This window comes from Temperatibacter marinus (assembly GCF_031598375.1).
Lineage (GTDB): Bacteria > Pseudomonadota > Alphaproteobacteria > Sphingomonadales > Kordiimonadaceae > Temperatibacter > Temperatibacter marinus.
The window spans coordinates 843,912-860,499 of the sequence record NZ_CP123872.1 but is presented as its reverse complement, the minus strand read 5'-3'; the positions used below and the strand labels follow the sequence as shown (position 1 = coordinate 860,499).

Here is a 16,588-nt window from a genome sequence, read left to right as displayed (position 1 = left end):
AAAAGTTGAAACCCACCCAAGTTAGGGTGGGTTTTTTTATGACCGGTTCCTTCAATGCTGACTTCAGCCCCTAATAGGCTTCAGCACTATAAAAAAAGGAGGCATAGAGCCCCCTTTTCTTTTTTGCTATGGATGGACCTCTTAGAAGGTGTAGCTGAAAGTAGCACCAAACATGCGCTTTTCGCGATGCTGTACACCGGCACCCTGCTGACCAAGGATACTGAAGTTACGGATGGCCGCAATCGGTGTATCATTGTTAGTCAGGTTGTTCGCCCAAACAGCAAACCTCCAGTTTTCAGCCTGAATACCAACCTGAGCACTCAAGAGTGTGACACTTGGGATTGTGACCCAGTTATCAAAATCAAGATAGGTTTGTGACCGATAATTCAAGTCTGTGATCGTGAAGAAGGACAACTCATCATTGATAGGAATGTCAATATCAAATCCAAGTGTCGCCGTATGCTTTGGTGCATTCGACATGCGGTTGCCTGCGATATTTCCAGTTGTGACAAGGATAGAACCTGTTGATACAAAAGGAATGACCACTGGCGGTGCAAACGGCGATACTGTTACAGGATTCATCTCAAGACCACAACTCGCACCGTTTCCTGATGTGTACAATAATCCGGCTTGTGTTGATGAAATATCAACACGAGATTTCTCGAGATGTGGTATATCACAATAGCCCGCTGCACTGGCAGTTGAGCCTTCTGTAATTTTGCCATCTTGATAGGTATATCCGAAACGGAATTGAACATTTTGGTGGACTTTCCAAGCCCCCATAATTTCAAAACCTTTAACTTCAGCCTGACCAAGGTTAGTCACGATATTATCAAGACCAACATTTTCACGTAGCTGCATATCTGTCCAGTCAACAAAGAAAGCAGCCATATTTAGGTTCATGTGACCATCAAGCAAGGTGAGCTTAGTTCCCACTTCATATGTCCAGTTCGTTTCTGGATCATAGAAAGTCCGACCTGCTGTAGCAGATGGCTGCACACCCCCTGCCTTCGCGCCTTTCCCTGCAATAGCATAGAGGAAAGTGTCCTCATTCACTTTGTGATCTAGAATGACACGCGGCGTAAAGGTCTTATAGCTTTTTTCAATTGGACTAGAGAAAGAAGCATCATACAAACGGGTCACTTCCACACGGTCTTCCATGTAGCGATCTTCCCAAGTGTAACGCCCTTCTACGGTAACACTGGTGCGGTCGGAAATTTCGTAATCAAGCGAGAGGAAAACAGAGGTTTCTTCGTTGACGAAATATTTATCCTGAAGCAATTGCACCTGACCGTTTTCTACCCCCCATGTGTCCACAAGAGCAGGTGGCCCCATGCAACCAGTGAAAGGTGGCATTGGGTTGCAGCTATAAGTCGCAGGGATAATACCCGCATTAATAAGATACGCTGGGAAACCTGGCCCTGTAGGAACCCAGTTCACCGCGGCATCCATTGTGGCTGCATCAATATCATATCCAGTCTCAAGACGGTCATCATATTTCAGGCGAGCAAAGAAACCACCAAATGCCCACTGTAAAGGCCCATCATTGATAGACTGGAAGCGAAGCTCCCCAGAGAAATCTTTCCGTGATTGATTTGGCTGACCGCCAATCACTGGGAATAGATCTGGGATGAAATTGCCGTCCAAATCTACGGGCATCGGACCATTGCCAAAGGAAACCGGTGGGGCGCCTGTTGGAACAACCGGTCCTCCTGGGAACAACTCAGCAGAGGGCAACTCAAGCAAAGTTGTTAAGATTGGCTCACCACCCAGACCATAAGTTGCGTCAGAAATTGTTGAAATTTCTTCATCTGTATGGGCGATAAGGGCAGACATTAGGAAATTATCAGCTTCCCAATCAATTTTTAACGTATGCCGTTTCACATCATATGTGGATCCAACCAAGTCTGAAGAATAGCGATCTAGATCGTTAGACGGACGATTTTCAGGATTCTGAACTTTATGGTTCCGATAGTTAAAAGTGATAAAATCAAATTTATATCCACTATCCATCTCATTGTATGGAATACCGTATAGAGGCTGATCCGTTGTTTTGCGGTCAACATAGGTGAAGGCATAATCAACAGTCACAGTTTCACTTGGTGTGAAGCGAATTTGCGCCCGAATATTTTCTGAATTGGCATCATTCAAGCGTTCCTCATTCGTCGGATTCACCCACGAACCACCTGTTTCCATATGTGTCGCATCAATGCGTACCGCTACTTTATCTTCTACAAGAGGGCCGGAATAGTTAAAGCCAGCGATGCGCCGGCCATGTTCTCCTACAGAAAGCTTAAAGCCGCCTTCGGTATCTGTCATATTTGGCTTTTTGGTAATATAGTTTACAGCTCCTGAAAAGGAGTTGCGTCCGTAAAGCGCAGACTGAGGACCACGCACCACTTCTACGCGTTCCATCCCATCGATGAAGGCGTCAAAAGCAATTCGACCAGCCCAATAAAAGCCGTCTACGAAAGTTGCGACATTGGCTTCATCTCCAATAAGAGATCCTTGTGAAAGGCCGCGCATTGAAACGTTGCCAAGTCCTGGCCCACCCTGATTTGTAAAATACACACCTGGGACTTGGTTCATCATCTCACGAATATCAGTGATACCACGTTTTTCAAGAGCATCCCCAGTCATCGCAGTGATGGATAGAGGTGTATCCTGAAGCGTCTCTTCGCGAAGGCGCGCGGTTACAATAATTTCTTCAAGGACAAATTCTTCATCGTCCTGAGCGACAACCGCTTGATGACCTGTTGATAATAATGCTGCCCCCATACATGTGGACATTAACAGATGTTTTTTGCTCGACACTGACTCTTCTCCCTAAGGCTTCCCTTGCTATAGACTCTCTTGATCATTTTTTATTTTATAGATCAAAAAGAGACTCTAAAATTTTCCCTAAATATCCTGCTTTGAGGCAGATATTTCTTAACTACTCCATACTTTTTTAATATACTAATGATATATTGATAGGTCATTATGATCAATCAGTAAATTTCGTTTAAATTCAATATCTTATAAAATATTGGATTTATTGTTGTATAAAAAACACGGTTTTAACGGTAATTTTCAGGTCTCCAATGACTGGAAAGACTCGCCCATAAGAGCTTTACAGACAGCTGGAAAAGAGGAGGATGGTCATTGCTTGACTTAGGGGGAATAGAAGAATGATTGCGTATTTGAATGGAGCAAATGGTCTTGGCTTTATACTTTTGCTGGGGATATATTTATATAAATATAAAGGCAGTGATTCTCATCACTATAGTCCAACGGCGTCTTGGATTAGGGCCTTTCTCTATTTTAGTTTTTGTTTTGGCCTTTCCGCTCTTACTGGCACACAAGCGTTTATCTTAAGCAGTCCTCTTTGGACTGAAGCCCAGCTTACCAATCAATCCTGGCTTCTCTGGACAACAGGCATAACAGGTTTCATTCTTTTCGCTTATTGGTTTATTTGGGTCAGATATACCATCCGGTTTGACCGAAAAATCCATCTTCTTAGTCAAATCCCCTTTGGGTTGATATGGGGCCTTGCCATGGGACAAGTGATTATGATGGTCTGGCATTTGTCCCTAACAGTTGGCGCAGATTGGCCTCTTTGGGGACAAATTATATTTGCCTGGTCATTACTTGGGTTCATTCAGTGGGCGTGGCAGGACTTATACTGGGATATATATATCTCCCCTGAACATGATAGCCCGTATTCTATTCCGCTTAAAACTTTCGCTTCACATATTCCCAATGTGACTCTGTGTCTGATATATATGGGCCTATACCAGTCTTATATGGTGGTGATAGCGCTGCAAACGCTTGCCTTGATAGGCTGCACCATCGGTATGCGCATGCCCCCTTTTTGGTCTACAGAGCAAACGCCCGCTGCTCGGCGTATTCGATTTTTTGGACCTATTTATCGTGCCGGGGGTTATGTCAGTTCTGACCCCAAAAATGATCGTTATTTGAAAGCTGCACATTTACCGCGCTAGGAAGACGTCGTTTGATAGCCCTTAGGATAGCCTTTCGGTAAGCCAGCATGGGGTAAGAAACCATAGAGCTCTTCTTGAGGAAGCGCTTTTTGGACAATGTCGCGCACCGCACATAATTTTTCCAGGTCAATGCCGGTCTTGAGACCCATACTATCAAGCATGTATACCAAATCTTCGGTGACAATATTACCACTTGCGCCAGGCGCAAAAGGACAACCGCCAAGACCCCCTAAGGAGGCATCGAATGTGGTGATGCCATTTTCGAGAGCTACCACAACATTGGCAAGGCCTACGCCGCGTGTATTATGAAGGTGCAACCCTGTTAAATTTTCTTCACCAACGGCTGATTTTACGGCTTTAATGAGGGTCACTAAATGGTTTGGAGTTGCATAGCCGGTCGTGTCAGACAAGCCAACTTCATTTACCCCGGCCTTCATCAATCGCTCTGCAATTTCAGTGACTTTTTGAGTTGCTATCGGGCCTTCTATAGTACAACCAAATGCCGTTGAAAGGCTGCCCTCAAAGAAAGGTTGTTTTTCTTTCGGAAGAGATTGAATGTAAGCTGCAATCTTTGTGACTTCTTCAATCATTTGATCATGGGTCCGGTTGACATTTTTAAGGCTATGAGTTTCGCTTACAGACAGAGGTATGCTTATTTTATGAGCGCCTGCGTCTATGGCGTTTTGAGCGCCTCTGAAATTGGGCACAAGGGCTGCAATTGTTAATCCTTCTAAGGTGCGAGCATAGTCAACGAGAGCAGCTGTGTCAGCCATTTGCGGTAAAAGTTTTGCCGGGACGAAAGACCCTACTTCTATTTCCGGAACACCTGCTTCAAATTCAGCTTTGATCCACGCCTTTTTTGCTTCTAAGGGCATGATGGTTTGAATAGATTGTAACCCATCTCTTGGACCAACCTCACTGATTTCAATGTCAAAAGCAGCCATTTGCCTATCTCCGTCAAATGTATTATTGATATATCATTCATATTTTTATACATAAGAATAAGTAAATGTCCAGCAAGGGAAGTATGTCATGGGTAAATCGATTTGGAAATGGACTAAAAGAGGGTTTTTAACACTGATTGGGTTGATTGCTTTTTATGCCATCTATGGGGCCATTGCTTATCGTGCAACCGATGCTCGAAGCCTCTATAAAGACAGTGGAATTCGATATGCTCAGATTGAGGATGCCTCCATAGCATATCGCTACCAAGGGGAAGATAAAACGGGTCCAGCGGTCATTCTTGTTCATTCCATGTTTTTTGATATGGCTATGTGGGATGATTGGGCGGCTGAGTTAGCAAAAACGAATCCAGTGATTCGTTTTGATGTTGCAGGGCATGGCCTTTCATCTCAAGCCACCTCAGGAGATTATTCTCTGAAGGCAACCATGAAAACTTTGCAGGGAATTATGGATCATCACGGGGTTAAGCGAGCTATTCTTGTGGGGTCATCGATGGGAGGGGCGACTGTCTTTAATTATGCAGCGGCCAATCCGCTTTCCGTAGAAAAATTGATTTTAGTAAATCCAGGGGGCCTGGAAGGCTATGATAAAAAAGGCAGTGCAACAGCCCCTGACTGGGCATATTGGATTTTGCGCTATTTACCTGACTCTGCTCTTGATGCTTTTGTGAATTGGCTATCGGGCGATAATGATACGGGGGATATTTTCAGGAATCATTTTCAGGTTTCCTTTAGAAATAAAGGGACACGTGAAGGAATTGTTGGCCGCATGCAGGACTTTAAATCTCATGATACAGCGACAGTATTACCTCAATTGACCATGCCCACCCTCTTGATGTGGGGGGAAAAAAATGTTCAGTTACCTGTTGCTCAGGCGGATCAATTCTACGAATTAATTTCAAAAGGCAGTGCGTCAGTAACAGTGAAGATTTATCCAGGGTCGGGCCATATGACCCCAGTAGAAAAGATAGATAAGCCTCTAGAAGATGTGAAAGACTTTATACAAGCACAGGAGTACGAGAGATGAAATGGGTGAAAGGCATTGGTTTAACATTCCTTGCGGTCATAGTCTTGAGTTATGGAAGCTATATGGTTTTCTTTAAACCCGATCCTCTTGTTTTCCCAGAGGCCAGGCCCTTAGGTGCTGGCCTAGATTTGAGCAGTGTTTACGGCATAGAGGCAGGCCTTTATACGCCACAAAAAATTTCATCTCTCAAAGTGGATGGATTAAATGTTTCTGTATATTTTCCAAAAGAAGAAGGACGTTTTCCTCTTCTTGTTTTTTCGCACGGCAATTTTTCTGACCGTCATTCTTATGACCGGGTGATCATGCATTGGGTCAGTCATGGTTATGTGGTCTTATCCCCTGATCATCTTGATGCCGGGGGGATGGTGAATGGCATTTCAGCTATGCTGCGCTATGGACAAGATGGTGTGTTGAAACAACGCCCTCAGGATTTAATCCTACTGTTAGACAATCTTGAAACCATAGAAGAAAAACTCCCCGCATTGAAAGGGAAGGTTAACGCAGATCTTGTTGCAGCAACGGGACATAGTTTTGGGGCTTTTGCCGCTCAAATGATGGGGGGCGCTGATGCTGCAGACCCCACTGGAGGGGAGCGGCTCACAGCATATGATGCTCGTATCAAAGCTATTGTCGCCCTTAGCCCGCCTGGGCCAATGTTTGACATGATTGATCAGCAAAGTTGGGATAGCATGAAGAAGCCCCAACTTGTCACAACGGGTACATGGGATATGGATGCCTCATTCTTTCGGGAATGGACTTTACACACATTGAGCTATCGCAATGCACCTGAAGGAGAAAATTATTTATTAGTAACAGAGGGCGCTGATCATTATCTTGGCAACTTGATATGCCGGCTCGATCGTAATGAAGCGCCTCAACAGGATGCATTAAAAATGGTAAGGGCAACAACGACGGCTTTTTTGGATGCCTATTTAAAACAGAAACCGGCGGCTAAAGCTTTTATAGATAGCGAAAAATTACAACAAGTAACGGCTGATTTTTCTAGAGTGACAAAGCGATAATAACACGTGAAAAAGTTGACAAAAGCATATTTACAAGGTCGTGACGGGGCAATCCATATACGCAAAATGGGGAGCCCAAAAAACCCTACTCTCATTCTGTTGCATCAGGTTCCAAGCCACGGTGGTATGTTTGAGGCTTTAATGGACTTATTGTGCAATGACTTTTTCTGCGTTGCTATAGATTTACCAGGGTTTGGCGAAAGTGAGATGGCCCAAGCAACGTCCATAGAGGATTTCGCGGCCTGCATTTGGCCTGTCATAGAAGATGTGTGTAAAGGCCCCGTGCATATTTTAGGGCATCATACGGGGACGTCTGTTGCTATTGAACTTGCAGTCTCTTACCCAGAAGCGATAGCCAGCCTTATCCTTTCTGGACCAGCTCTTATAACAGAGGATTTGAAGGCATTACTTCCAACAATATCGTATACAATTCCTTATGAAAAAGATGGTGCCCATCATAAAAAAATGTGGCAGCGAATTGTGAATAAAGACAAAGACGGCACATTGCCCGCCGCCGTGATTGAACGGGAAGTCCAAAGTGCACTCTCTTTAGGGGACCATTATCAGCATACTTATTTGGCAGCTAGTGATTATGCCTTGATTGAACGCCTGCCAGCTGTTCAATGCCCCACTCTTGTTTTCGCCGGGACACTTGATATCCTCTACCCAGCTGTGGCACCTGTTGTTCGGGCCCTTAAAGGTGCAGAGCAAGCGGAAATTATTGGCGGAGATGGCTATATTTTTGATAAAAAAGTTGATGATATTGAGCGGCTTTGCTCAGTGTTTTTAAAGGCACATAGTGCGCAGTAAAGAGAAATGGAATTTACCAATGCCCCATAAAACAATTCGCGGAACCATCCAATATACCAGTAAAAAACCAGACCGTATGGATCAGGAGCGGGGTAGAGAATACTTCACAATCACTCGGCAAGCTGATGGGGTCGAAGTCATGCATGCACATTGTGAAATTGATGATAGTCCGAATGTGATACGCGATATCGTTATGGCCTTCAAAGAAGATGCAAGCCCACTTGATTGTAGCGTTCGCTTAAGCGTTGGAGATCGGTTTGAGGGGTCAGGCTGGATGCGATTCACTGACACAACGGCTGAACTTGAAAGCATTAATCACAGAGATGGTCGAATCAGTCAAAAAATCGAACTTGAGCGCCCTGTTCGCTGGCTTCAATCTCACCCAATTTGCGGCGATAGTATTTTGATGCGTCGCTATGATTTGACAAAAGGAGCGGGCAAGCAGCGCATGGATGATATGTATTTAACATCACCAGATCATCGCGGTGCCACTGGACCCCTTCTCTTTAAAGCTGGGTTTTCTATCGTTTATTTAGGCGAAGAAGATGTGACAGTTAAGGCAGGCACATTCAAAGCCCGTCATTTCCAAGTCACTGATACAGCTGGGGAATTACCGGAAGAACATCCGCCCTATGATGTTTGGTGCACAGCGGATGATGATTACCTTTTTCTAAAAGCAGGGGTTGGGGGTTATATGCAAACTCACTATGAGTTAGTAGAAGTCACGCGGGACTAAGGAAGACATCCATGAATACGTCTGTGGTATTGATCACACTGATTTTTTACAAAATTCTCTTAATCGGTATTGGATTTTGGGCGTCTAAAAGGATGAAAAGTCAAGAAGATATGCTTCTTGGTGGACGCAGTCTGGGTCCTTTGGTTGGGGCGATCAGTTATTCGGCGAGCGCTGCCTCAGCATGGACATTATTAGGGATGAGTGGCCTCGCGTATACCATCGGATTGCCTGCTATCTGGATTGCTGCTGGAGCAGTCCTAGGCAGTGCCCTGGCTTGGATTTGGGTCGCGCCGCGAATGCGTCGATTTTCTAAAGAGCATAAAATTCTGACCTTAACTGATTTCCTTTCTTTCGGCGCGGATGGCCCTCTAAAGAAGGCCATCGTTTTGCTGTCGAGTTTAATAATTTTGGTCAGTTTTATTTTTTATATAGCATCTCAATTTCAAGGAGCTGGGAATACTTTTGCGTTGACCTTTGACATGCAGGCCAGTGAAAGCATTCTATTGGGAGGGGTGGTTATTCTTCTTTATACTATGCTTGGTGGATTTTGGGCTGTCAGTCTCACAGACACTTTGCAAGGAATTTTGATGTTTTTGGCGGCCATCATTATGCCGGTTGCTGCTTTTATAACACTTTCTGACATGGGTGGGTTTTGGGTCAGCTTAGAAAAAATATATGAGCCTTCAGCGTTGACACTCTCTGGACAATCGATGGGCCTAGCCTTGGTAGGGCTTATCATTGGCAATCTTGCCGTGGGGCTTGGCGCTTTGGGGCAGCCTCATCTACAGGCAAGGTTTATGGCCATGAAAGATGATAAGGCCATCAATCAAGCAGCTATTCTTGGCATTGGATGGTATGCTTTTGTTTTCTTTGGTATGTGCCTATTAGGGCTGATGGGGCACGCAATCCTTCCCGATTTAAACAATCCAGAAAATATCTTTTTTGAGCTAACTGCCGTCCTCTTCCCTTCTGTTTTAGGAGGAATTATTCTTGCGGCAGTATTGTCAGCTGTCATGTCAACGGCGGACAGTATGCTCTTGGTTGCGGCAGGTATTTTTTCACATGACCTGGGACTTTCTCAACGATTTAAAGATCGGGAAGTTTTGGTCTCTAGACTTGCGATTGTCGCTGTAACAGCTCTTTCAATATGGGTGGCTATACAGTTTGAAGCCTCGATCTTTAATCGCGTCCTCTTTGCATGGAATGCACTCGGCGCGGCTTTTGGGCCTCTCATAATTATGCGATTAGCAGGGGTGGACTTTAGGGCTAGGGGTGCTTTCCTAGCCATTGCTTCAGGTTTTGGATGTGCGGTTTATTTATTTTCACAACCGAATATGCCAGGGGACTGGCTCGAGAGACTGGCACCCTTCATTCTAGGACTGGTGATCCTTTACGGATTTAGACGGCGGTCTTAAACAGAGACCAGTTCAATTAATTCACCGCTTGCTCCAGAAATCACACAGGCTTTTGATTTGGGAGCATAGGCTGCACCGCTTACGTCAAACAAAGGGGCGTTGCCCTGAGGCAGTTTAGCCTGCGCAAAAGAGATCATCGCTATTCCTGCCGGCATTCTGCGCTGACTACGCTTGGGGGGCTCTGCCGAAGGTATCTCGTCAATTTCAACTAAGGTATTCCCTGCCAATTGTATGACGGCAACGGGATGTTGTTGGTCTAGATCATATCCATAGATTTGATTAATGACAGTGATTTTGGTGTCAAAAGACATTCCGTTAGTTTGAGAGAGGTCTTCATAAATTTCAAGCGTCTTTTGTCTATCATGGCTAGCAAGGATAGGAATGAAAAGATGATCCACTGCACAAGTGGCTAGGGGTAACTTGAAAGGGGGGACTTCTGCTTTAATCTGTGTGAGATAAAGGACTTCTCCTGCAGGACCTTCGATTTGAACAGCACGTATTAAATCACTCATTTCAAGGTTGGCGACTGGCCTCAGCTGTTTAAAAGGAGACCCTTCAAGTGAACGAGCTAATGTGTCCACGTCTTCAACCAGAACTTCTAGTGCAATCCATCCGGTAGATTTTAAGGGCGAGGGTCTTTGTGCGTGAGTATCCTCAATAATACGCAGCCATGCGTGTCCCTTTGTATTTGCAAGAACTGCAAACCTATGATCGATGAGATCTGGGGCTGCAACCATTTCTACAAAATCAGTCGAAAGTGTTCCTTCTTCTACAACAGTTAAATGCAGAAATTCTACATAAGCAGAGACAACAAAATCAAAATCCTTTGTCACGATTGTTCCCATTAACACGGGTCCTAATTGGGGTATCAATGGAGACTTGCTGTTCATAAAGACCTTTTTAATTGTTTATACACATAGAAAAACGCGGCCTCAAGCCTGTCTTCCTTGAGGTGCGAAGTTAAGGATAAATGCTGCAATTTTGCAACAAAATTAAGGATTACACAGAAATAGCTCTAGCATATTTGATCTATGTCAGTGTTTCCTGAAATATTGGAGATAACCTTAATGCGAGTATTATTTCATGAATCATCCCAAGTAGGGTTGGATGTTTCAATTTGATGAAGTGATGAATAGGAAAGTGTCGTAATTTTGGAGGGAACCATGAAATTTAAGACTAGATTGCTTTGCTCAACAGTCATAATCACCAGTGCTTTTTCGGGCACAACGACTGTTGCAGCTCAAGATGATGAAGAGCTGATGCTTGAAGAGATCATTGTGACAGCAAGAAAAAGAAGTGAGAATATTCAAGAAGCGCCCGTTGCTATTACGGCCTTTACTGCTAATTCAATAGAGCGCGCAAATTTGGTGTCCATCGATGAGATTGCAAAGCGCACAGCAGGCCTCTCACTGGATAGTGAATTTGGTCGTGCTGATGACCGTCCTGTTATTCGGGGACAAGCAAATATTCTTGGTTCCTCTGGTGTTTCTTATTTTGTAGATGGTGTTTATATCAACGGCTCACTCCTTGATTATGACCTGGACCAGGTAGAACGCATCGAAGTTGTTAAAGGCCCGCAGTCAGCACTGTATGGTCGGAATACATATTCAGGCGCTATCAACATCATTACCAAAGGCCCTTCAGATGAGTTTAGTGGCTCTGCTAAAGTCGGCTTTGGCAGCAATGATCTTTTTGAGGCATCTGTCGCTCTAAGAGGTCCTCTCTCTGAAAATCTATCCGGTAGCTTTATGGCAAGAAAATATAAAGCCGACGGAGACTTTGTGAACCAATATGATGGACGTAAAGTCGGGGGAATCGAATCTACTTCTTATTCAGGTGTTCTTTTTTGGCAAGTGAATGATAAATTGGATGTGCGACTGCGTGCCAGTTATTTAAAGTCTGATGATGAACATATTGCCATTGCAAATACAGACTCCACTGAGAATAATTGTTTTCAGGATACAGGGTCTTTTTATCTAGGCCAGAGCCGATATTTCTGCGGTGAATTACTAGATCGCCCTGTTAGTTTTGACGATGTTCGTGCATTGAACGAGCCAGGCTATCGTCGAGCAGAAAAATGGCAAACCAGTTTAACGGCCAATTATGAGCTGAATGATAGTTGGAGCATGAAGTATATCTACGGCTTTAACCATACAGAGCGCAATGACGCTTATGATTCGGATTATCAAGCTGAGAGTTATTCAACAAGTAACTTTTTTATCGCGCCTTTCTTCCAATTCTTCCCGGGTGGACCATGGGCATATGGTCATTCAACTGTAACCAGTGCCTCTAATTTCACAACGCATAGCAACGAGATATCTAAAGATTATTCTCATGAGATGACATTGAGATATGCAGGAGAGAGAACCAACGCAGTTATGGGCCTCTATTATTTGAATTATGATAGTTCAAGTCGTGGAACGCAGCCATTCCCAGAGCGATTTGGTGAGGCTATTGGTGAAAGCTATGCCCTTCAAACGGGTCGTTTTGCAGATTATTGTGCCGCAGGTGGCATTCCATTCCTTCCTTGCGGAGCTGCGCTTGAGTTCGGGTTTTTTGGGCCGCCTAACTTTACCATTACGACAGACAATGGGAAGACCAACAGCGACTTAGAAAATAAGGCGATTTTCGCCAGTATAGAACGGCATCTCACGGATGATTTAAAGATCACGGTTGAAGCACGCTATGCTGAAGAAACTATTAATCGTATCAGCTGGACTCGTGATGTGACGTATGACACAGCAGGCAATATTGTTAATGTTGCGGGTGGTGTCGGATCTATTGACGATCCTGCAGCAGTGACATTCAAGAGTTTCACGCCTCGTTTTTCTGCAGCTTATAAAGTTTCTGATCACGTGAATTTATATGCGGTTGCGGCGAAAGGTACTAAGCCGGGGGGTCTAAATGGGACGCTCGCTGCTTCAAATGGCCTTGCGACGTATGATGAGGAAACCAACTGGTCTATGGAGTTGGGTGCTAAGACGGAATTGTTTGATCGTCAAGCGCGCTTTAACGTGTCGCTCTTTAGAAATACAATCAAGGATTATCAACTGACAGAATCCTATGTCGCGTCTTCAGGGCAAACAGGAACAGCCATTAGAAATGTTGGTAAAGTGCGCCTAACTGGTGTTGAAGCAGAAGTTACTTTGGCACCTGCTGCTTTGCCAGGCTTTATGATTAACGCGAACATTGCTTATACCGATAGTGAAGTTCTTCAGGGGACAGACTTGAACCAAGCCGTGTTGATGTTGACAGACATGACCAGCTCTGGCTCAATTTCTACCGCTTGCGGGCGCGGCTCTGCTCCTGCTGCTCTATGTGCGGATCCAACAGATGTGACATTGCAGTCTCTTCTTGGTTCTATTGTGGGCCATCAATTGCCGCGGCAAGCCAAATGGCAGGGCTATGCTAGCGCACAGTATACAGGTGAGATCAACGATGAATGGTCTTGGACATTGAGTGCTGGAATCTCCTACGAGAGTAAAAGATTCGTTCAGGTTCATAACCTTGCATACATGGGGGCTTCTAGCCTTGTAGATGCGAATTTAACCATTGAAAATGATAGTCTTTCCATCAAGATTTGGGGCAAGAATATCACAGATGATGACAGTGTCATGGGGGCTTTCCGTTTCGTTGATGTGGATGAAAGTTACAAAAGATCTTTCGCCCTTTCACCGCGCCAAGGTGCCACCTATGGTGTGAATCTCGGCTGGAAGTTCTAAGCTAAACACAGTAAAGTTTTGAGAAGAGGGGGTCGCCCCTCTTTTCTTGTTTTAACAAAGTAAGATAATTTTATGCATCATCCTATGCCATTGCTAAAAATTCTTGGGTTCATTGGCCTCCTCTTAAATGGGTCGCAGTCTCTTGTGGCTGACGAGACAGACAAGCGTCCTTTAAAAATGACTGTCGGTGCTTTTGCGGCAGCAGGAACGCCCTGGGATAAAGACTGGCAAACGTTTAAGAAAAATACTGAGGCGCGTTCAAAGGGCAGTGCACATGTGAAGCTGTTAGTGCGCGGTGAGACAGGCGGCGAGCCTATCACAATGAGCAATATACGCCGCAATCGCATTCAGTTTGGGGGATTTACTCTGGCAGGCGGCGCGGCAGTTGTGCCAGAATTATCTGTTCTTCTTGCCCCTTTTTTCTTTGAAAGCACCGAAGAATTAGACTGGATCATGGACACGCATATGCTAGATGTATTCCGACCTCTCTTTGCGAAGAAAAACCTTTATCTTGTAAGGTGGGTTGATGTGGGCTGGCTTAATATGTATGGCCGCAAACCGATCGTACGCCCTGAAGATGCCGCAGGATATCGCATGCGTTCTCAAGCTTCTAAGGCGTCTCAAATCTTTATGACCTCTATCGGCGGCGATATGTTGCAAATGTCTTTTCAAGATCTTATTCCTGCGTTGCAGACAGGATTGGTTGAGGGCGGTGAAACCGGGATTGTTCTCTATGGCGTTACGGGCCTAGGGAAAGAAGCACCGCATCTTACACTCACTCAACATGCCTATGATAGTGGTATTGTGGTTGCAAATTATCAGTGGTTTATGTCACTCCCAAAAGAGACCAGAGAGTTAATTGAAACATCGTTTCCAAGTTCCGATGCAGCACGACAGGGCGTAAGGGGTATGGTTCGCTATTTAGAAAATAAAATTGCCGGAAATAAAGCGGTGACAACCCACAGATTGTCAAAAAAAGATCGACGTCTTTGGCAAGAAGCAACACAGGATAATTACACGAAAATTATCAAGGCTGTTGGGGGGCAATCACAGATGATCTATGACGCAATGCTGAAAGCCAAAAAGGCTTATGAGCAGCATCAATTGAGCAAGGGGTCATCCTAATGTATCGACTTGCCGGTCTGTTTTTAATCTACGCACTAAGAGCTGAAAAGGCATTAACAGTGTTTGCATTTATTGTGATGACCCTCGTGATTGTTGGAGATGTCATTTCACGTAAAGTCACAGGTCTTGGCATTATTGGTGCGCCCCGGATTGCTGTGTTTGCAATGATTGTGACAGCTTTTGCAAGTTTTGGCCTTGCCTCAGATGGACGACGTCATTTGCGGCCTAAATTTGCAGATCAGTGGTTCCCAGCAGCATGGGATCCTGTCATTACGCGCATTCAAGAATTATTAACTGCATCTTTTTGCCTTGCTTTTGCGGGTGTGGCTATTGGCGTTGTACAGGAAACATATGCATTACAAGAAGTCACCCGCATGCTTCAAATGCCTGTATGGCCTATGCAGGCTCTTATTCCCCTGGTTTTCTTAGTGGCGGGTATTCGTCATGCTATTTACGGCCTATATTTAGACCTGCGCCCTCAATTAGAGGCAAATCCTTCGCTCTCAGAAGTGGAGGGCATTAAACAATGAGTGCTCTTTTCTTAACGACATCGCTAGCAGCCATGCTGATCTTACGCCAACGGATCGTTGTGATGCTCGGCTTTGCAGCAGCTTTTTGTTATCTTGCTTGGGGAGACGGCAAATTATCATATGTAGTCTTGGATGTCTGGGCTGCTGCTGATCAAGAAGTCCTGCTGTCTATTCCTCTTTTCATTCTCGCAGGAAATATCATGTCGCGGGGCAGTATAGCACGGCGTCTGATCAAGATAATGCAGGAAGCAACCAATCCAATCCCTGGCGGATTAGCAATAGCAACCATCTTATCCTGTGCTTTTTTTGCGGCTATTTCTGGATCCAGTACGGTCACGTTGATTGCGGTAGGGTCTGTAATGTATCCAGCACTCTTAGACGCTGGTTATAGCAAGAAATTTGCCCTTGGCGCGCTTTGTGCTGCAGGAACTCTTGGGATTATTGTTCCTCCATCAATTCCGCTCATTCTATACGGTGTGATGACAGAGACATCGATTGCTGATTTGTTTAAAGCTGGGGTTGGTCCTGCCATCTTACTGACAGGCTTAATGGTTATTTACGCTGTGATTATCAATAGGAATCAGCCACGAGCAGCTTTCAATTTATCTAGTTTTTTGGGAGCCCTTAAGGAGGGGATCTTCGCCCTGTTTATGCCGGTTCTCATTCTGGGTGGTATTTATGCAGGGTGGTTTACAGCTACAGAATCAGCTGCGGTCGCTGTAACCTATGCTATTTTGGTTGAATTTTTGATCCACAAAGATATGTCGCTGTCCGATCTCAAAGGAACGACCTTAGAAACAGCGACGATGATGGGCAGCCTTTTCCCGCTATTGATGATGGCCCTATCAATCAATACTTTCATGTCATATGAACAGTTACCCCATGATTTGGTGCATTGGATGAGCGGGCTAATTTCTGATCCGGTGACGTTTCTGCTTGTCACGCTTGTTTTACTGCTGATTGTTGGAACCTTCATGGACATTGGTTCTGCAATTTTAATCATCGCGCCACTTCTCTTACCTCTAGCGTTAGCCCAAAATATTGATCCTGTGCACTTTGGGATCATTATGATTACAAATTTAGAGCTTGGCTATTTAACGCCGCCGCTAGGTCTCAACTTGATTGTAGCGATGACAGCCTTCAATGAAGATTTCTGGTTGATTGCCAAATCCGTGATACCCTTCTTGCTCATCATGTTGTTAGGGCTGTTAATCATCACATTTGTCCCCGCTTTATCTCTTATGTTCGTTTAAGGA

13 protein-coding genes are annotated in these 16,588 nt (G+C 44.7%); 10 read left to right on the top strand and 3 right to left on the bottom strand.

Translation table 11 applies throughout. The features are described 5' to 3' along the window. Window positions 1-141 precede the first annotated feature (141 nt). Window positions 142-2,814, bottom strand: a complete 2,673-nt coding sequence (locus QGN29_RS03885; RefSeq protein ID WP_310799365.1) for a TonB-dependent receptor — start codon at window positions 2,812-2,814, stop codon at window positions 142-144. A gap of 356 nt (window positions 2,815-3,170) precedes the next feature. On the opposite strand from QGN29_RS03885, the gene QGN29_RS03880 reads away from it, so the two are divergent. After that, window positions 3,171-3,983 (top strand): hypothetical protein, encoded by an 813-nt coding sequence (locus QGN29_RS03880; protein ID WP_310799364.1) that lies wholly within the window; start codon window positions 3,171-3,173, stop codon window positions 3,981-3,983. Here QGN29_RS03880 and QGN29_RS03875 read toward each other — a convergent pair. Then, window positions 3,980-4,927, bottom strand: a complete 948-nt coding sequence (locus tag QGN29_RS03875) for a hydroxymethylglutaryl-CoA lyase (RefSeq protein WP_310799363.1) — start codon at window positions 4,925-4,927, stop codon at window positions 3,980-3,982. The two genes, QGN29_RS03880 and QGN29_RS03875, sit on opposite strands and share 4 nt — an antisense overlap. 88 nt (window positions 4,928-5,015) lie before the next feature. Between QGN29_RS03875 and QGN29_RS03870 the strand changes: the two genes are divergently transcribed. The 5 genes from QGN29_RS03870 to QGN29_RS03850 are packed head-to-tail and all read left to right on the top strand — an operon-like array spanning window position 5,016 to window position 9,955. After that, window positions 5,016-5,972: an alpha/beta fold hydrolase gene (locus QGN29_RS03870; RefSeq protein ID WP_310799362.1), complete on the top strand. Its 957-nt coding sequence runs from the start codon at window positions 5,016-5,018 to the stop codon at window positions 5,970-5,972. Then, the gene (locus QGN29_RS03865; RefSeq protein ID WP_310799361.1) at window positions 5,969-6,994 is read left to right on the top strand and encodes an alpha/beta hydrolase family protein; all 1,026 of its coding nucleotides are present in this window, start codon (window positions 5,969-5,971) and stop codon (window positions 6,992-6,994) included. The genes QGN29_RS03870 and QGN29_RS03865 overlap by 4 nt, the downstream gene beginning before the upstream one ends. A gap of 6 nt (window positions 6,995-7,000) precedes the next feature. Then, the gene (locus QGN29_RS03860; protein WP_310799360.1) at window positions 7,001-7,804 is read left to right on the top strand and encodes an alpha/beta fold hydrolase; all 804 of its coding nucleotides are present in this window, start codon (window positions 7,001-7,003) and stop codon (window positions 7,802-7,804) included. Window positions 7,805-7,823: 19 nt separating this feature from the next. Next, window positions 7,824-8,540 (top strand): DUF3108 domain-containing protein, encoded by a 717-nt coding sequence (locus QGN29_RS03855; RefSeq protein WP_310799359.1) that lies wholly within the window; start codon window positions 7,824-7,826, stop codon window positions 8,538-8,540. A gap of 11 nt (window positions 8,541-8,551) precedes the next feature. Continuing rightward, window positions 8,552-9,955, top strand: a complete 1,404-nt coding sequence (locus QGN29_RS03850; protein WP_310799358.1) for a sodium/proline symporter — start codon at window positions 8,552-8,554, stop codon at window positions 9,953-9,955. Here the strand turns inward: QGN29_RS03850 and QGN29_RS03845 are convergent. After that, window positions 9,952-10,788, bottom strand: a complete 837-nt coding sequence (locus QGN29_RS03845) for a hypothetical protein (RefSeq protein WP_310799357.1) — start codon at window positions 10,786-10,788, stop codon at window positions 9,952-9,954. The genes QGN29_RS03850 and QGN29_RS03845 overlap by 4 nt on opposite strands. Before the next feature lie 330 nt (window positions 10,789-11,118). Between QGN29_RS03845 and QGN29_RS03840 the strand changes: the two genes are divergently transcribed. The 4 genes from QGN29_RS03840 to QGN29_RS03825 all read left to right on the top strand — a co-directional run bounded on the left by QGN29_RS03840 (window position 11,119) and on the right by QGN29_RS03825 (window position 16,585). Continuing rightward, window positions 11,119-13,677, top strand: coding sequence for a TonB-dependent receptor (locus tag QGN29_RS03840; RefSeq protein ID WP_310799356.1), 2,559 nt, complete (start codon window positions 11,119-11,121; stop codon window positions 13,675-13,677). 72 nt (window positions 13,678-13,749) lie between these two features. After that, window positions 13,750-14,802 carry a TRAP transporter substrate-binding protein gene (locus QGN29_RS03835; RefSeq protein ID WP_310799355.1) on the top strand — a complete coding sequence of 351 codons (1,053 nt, stop codon included), beginning with the start codon at window positions 13,750-13,752 and terminating at the stop codon, window positions 14,800-14,802. Then, window positions 14,802-15,332, top strand: coding sequence for a TRAP transporter small permease (locus QGN29_RS03830; protein WP_310799354.1), 531 nt, complete (start codon window positions 14,802-14,804; stop codon window positions 15,330-15,332). Before QGN29_RS03835 ends, QGN29_RS03830 begins: the two co-directional genes overlap by 1 nt. Then, complete coding sequence (locus QGN29_RS03825; RefSeq protein WP_310799353.1) at window positions 15,329-16,585, top strand: TRAP transporter large permease; 1,257 nt, start codon at window positions 15,329-15,331, stop codon at window positions 16,583-16,585. Before QGN29_RS03830 ends, QGN29_RS03825 begins: the two co-directional genes overlap by 4 nt. The last annotated feature ends 3 nt before the right edge of the window (window positions 16,586-16,588 follow it).

Coding starts and splice junctions, on each gene's coding strand:
- QGN29_RS03880 (WP_310799364.1), top strand. CDS start 3,171: ATGATTGCGTATTTGAATGGAGCAAATGGTCTTGGCTTTATACTTTTG.
- QGN29_RS03875 (WP_310799363.1), bottom strand. CDS start 4,927: ATGGCTGCTTTTGACATTGAAATCAGTGAGGTTGGTCCAAGAGATGGG.
- QGN29_RS03870 (WP_310799362.1), top strand. CDS start 5,016: ATGGGTAAATCGATTTGGAAATGGACTAAAAGAGGGTTTTTAACACTG.
- QGN29_RS03865 (WP_310799361.1), top strand. CDS start 5,969: ATGAAATGGGTGAAAGGCATTGGTTTAACATTCCTTGCGGTCATAGTC.
- QGN29_RS03855 (WP_310799359.1), top strand. CDS start 7,824: ATGCCCCATAAAACAATTCGCGGAACCATCCAATATACCAGTAAAAAA.
- QGN29_RS03850 (WP_310799358.1), top strand. CDS start 8,552: ATGAATACGTCTGTGGTATTGATCACACTGATTTTTTACAAAATTCTC.
- QGN29_RS03840 (WP_310799356.1), top strand. CDS start 11,119: ATGAAATTTAAGACTAGATTGCTTTGCTCAACAGTCATAATCACCAGT.
- QGN29_RS03835 (WP_310799355.1), top strand. CDS start 13,750: ATGCATCATCCTATGCCATTGCTAAAAATTCTTGGGTTCATTGGCCTC.
- QGN29_RS03830 (WP_310799354.1), top strand. CDS start 14,802: ATGTATCGACTTGCCGGTCTGTTTTTAATCTACGCACTAAGAGCTGAA.
- QGN29_RS03825 (WP_310799353.1), top strand. CDS start 15,329: ATGAGTGCTCTTTTCTTAACGACATCGCTAGCAGCCATGCTGATCTTA.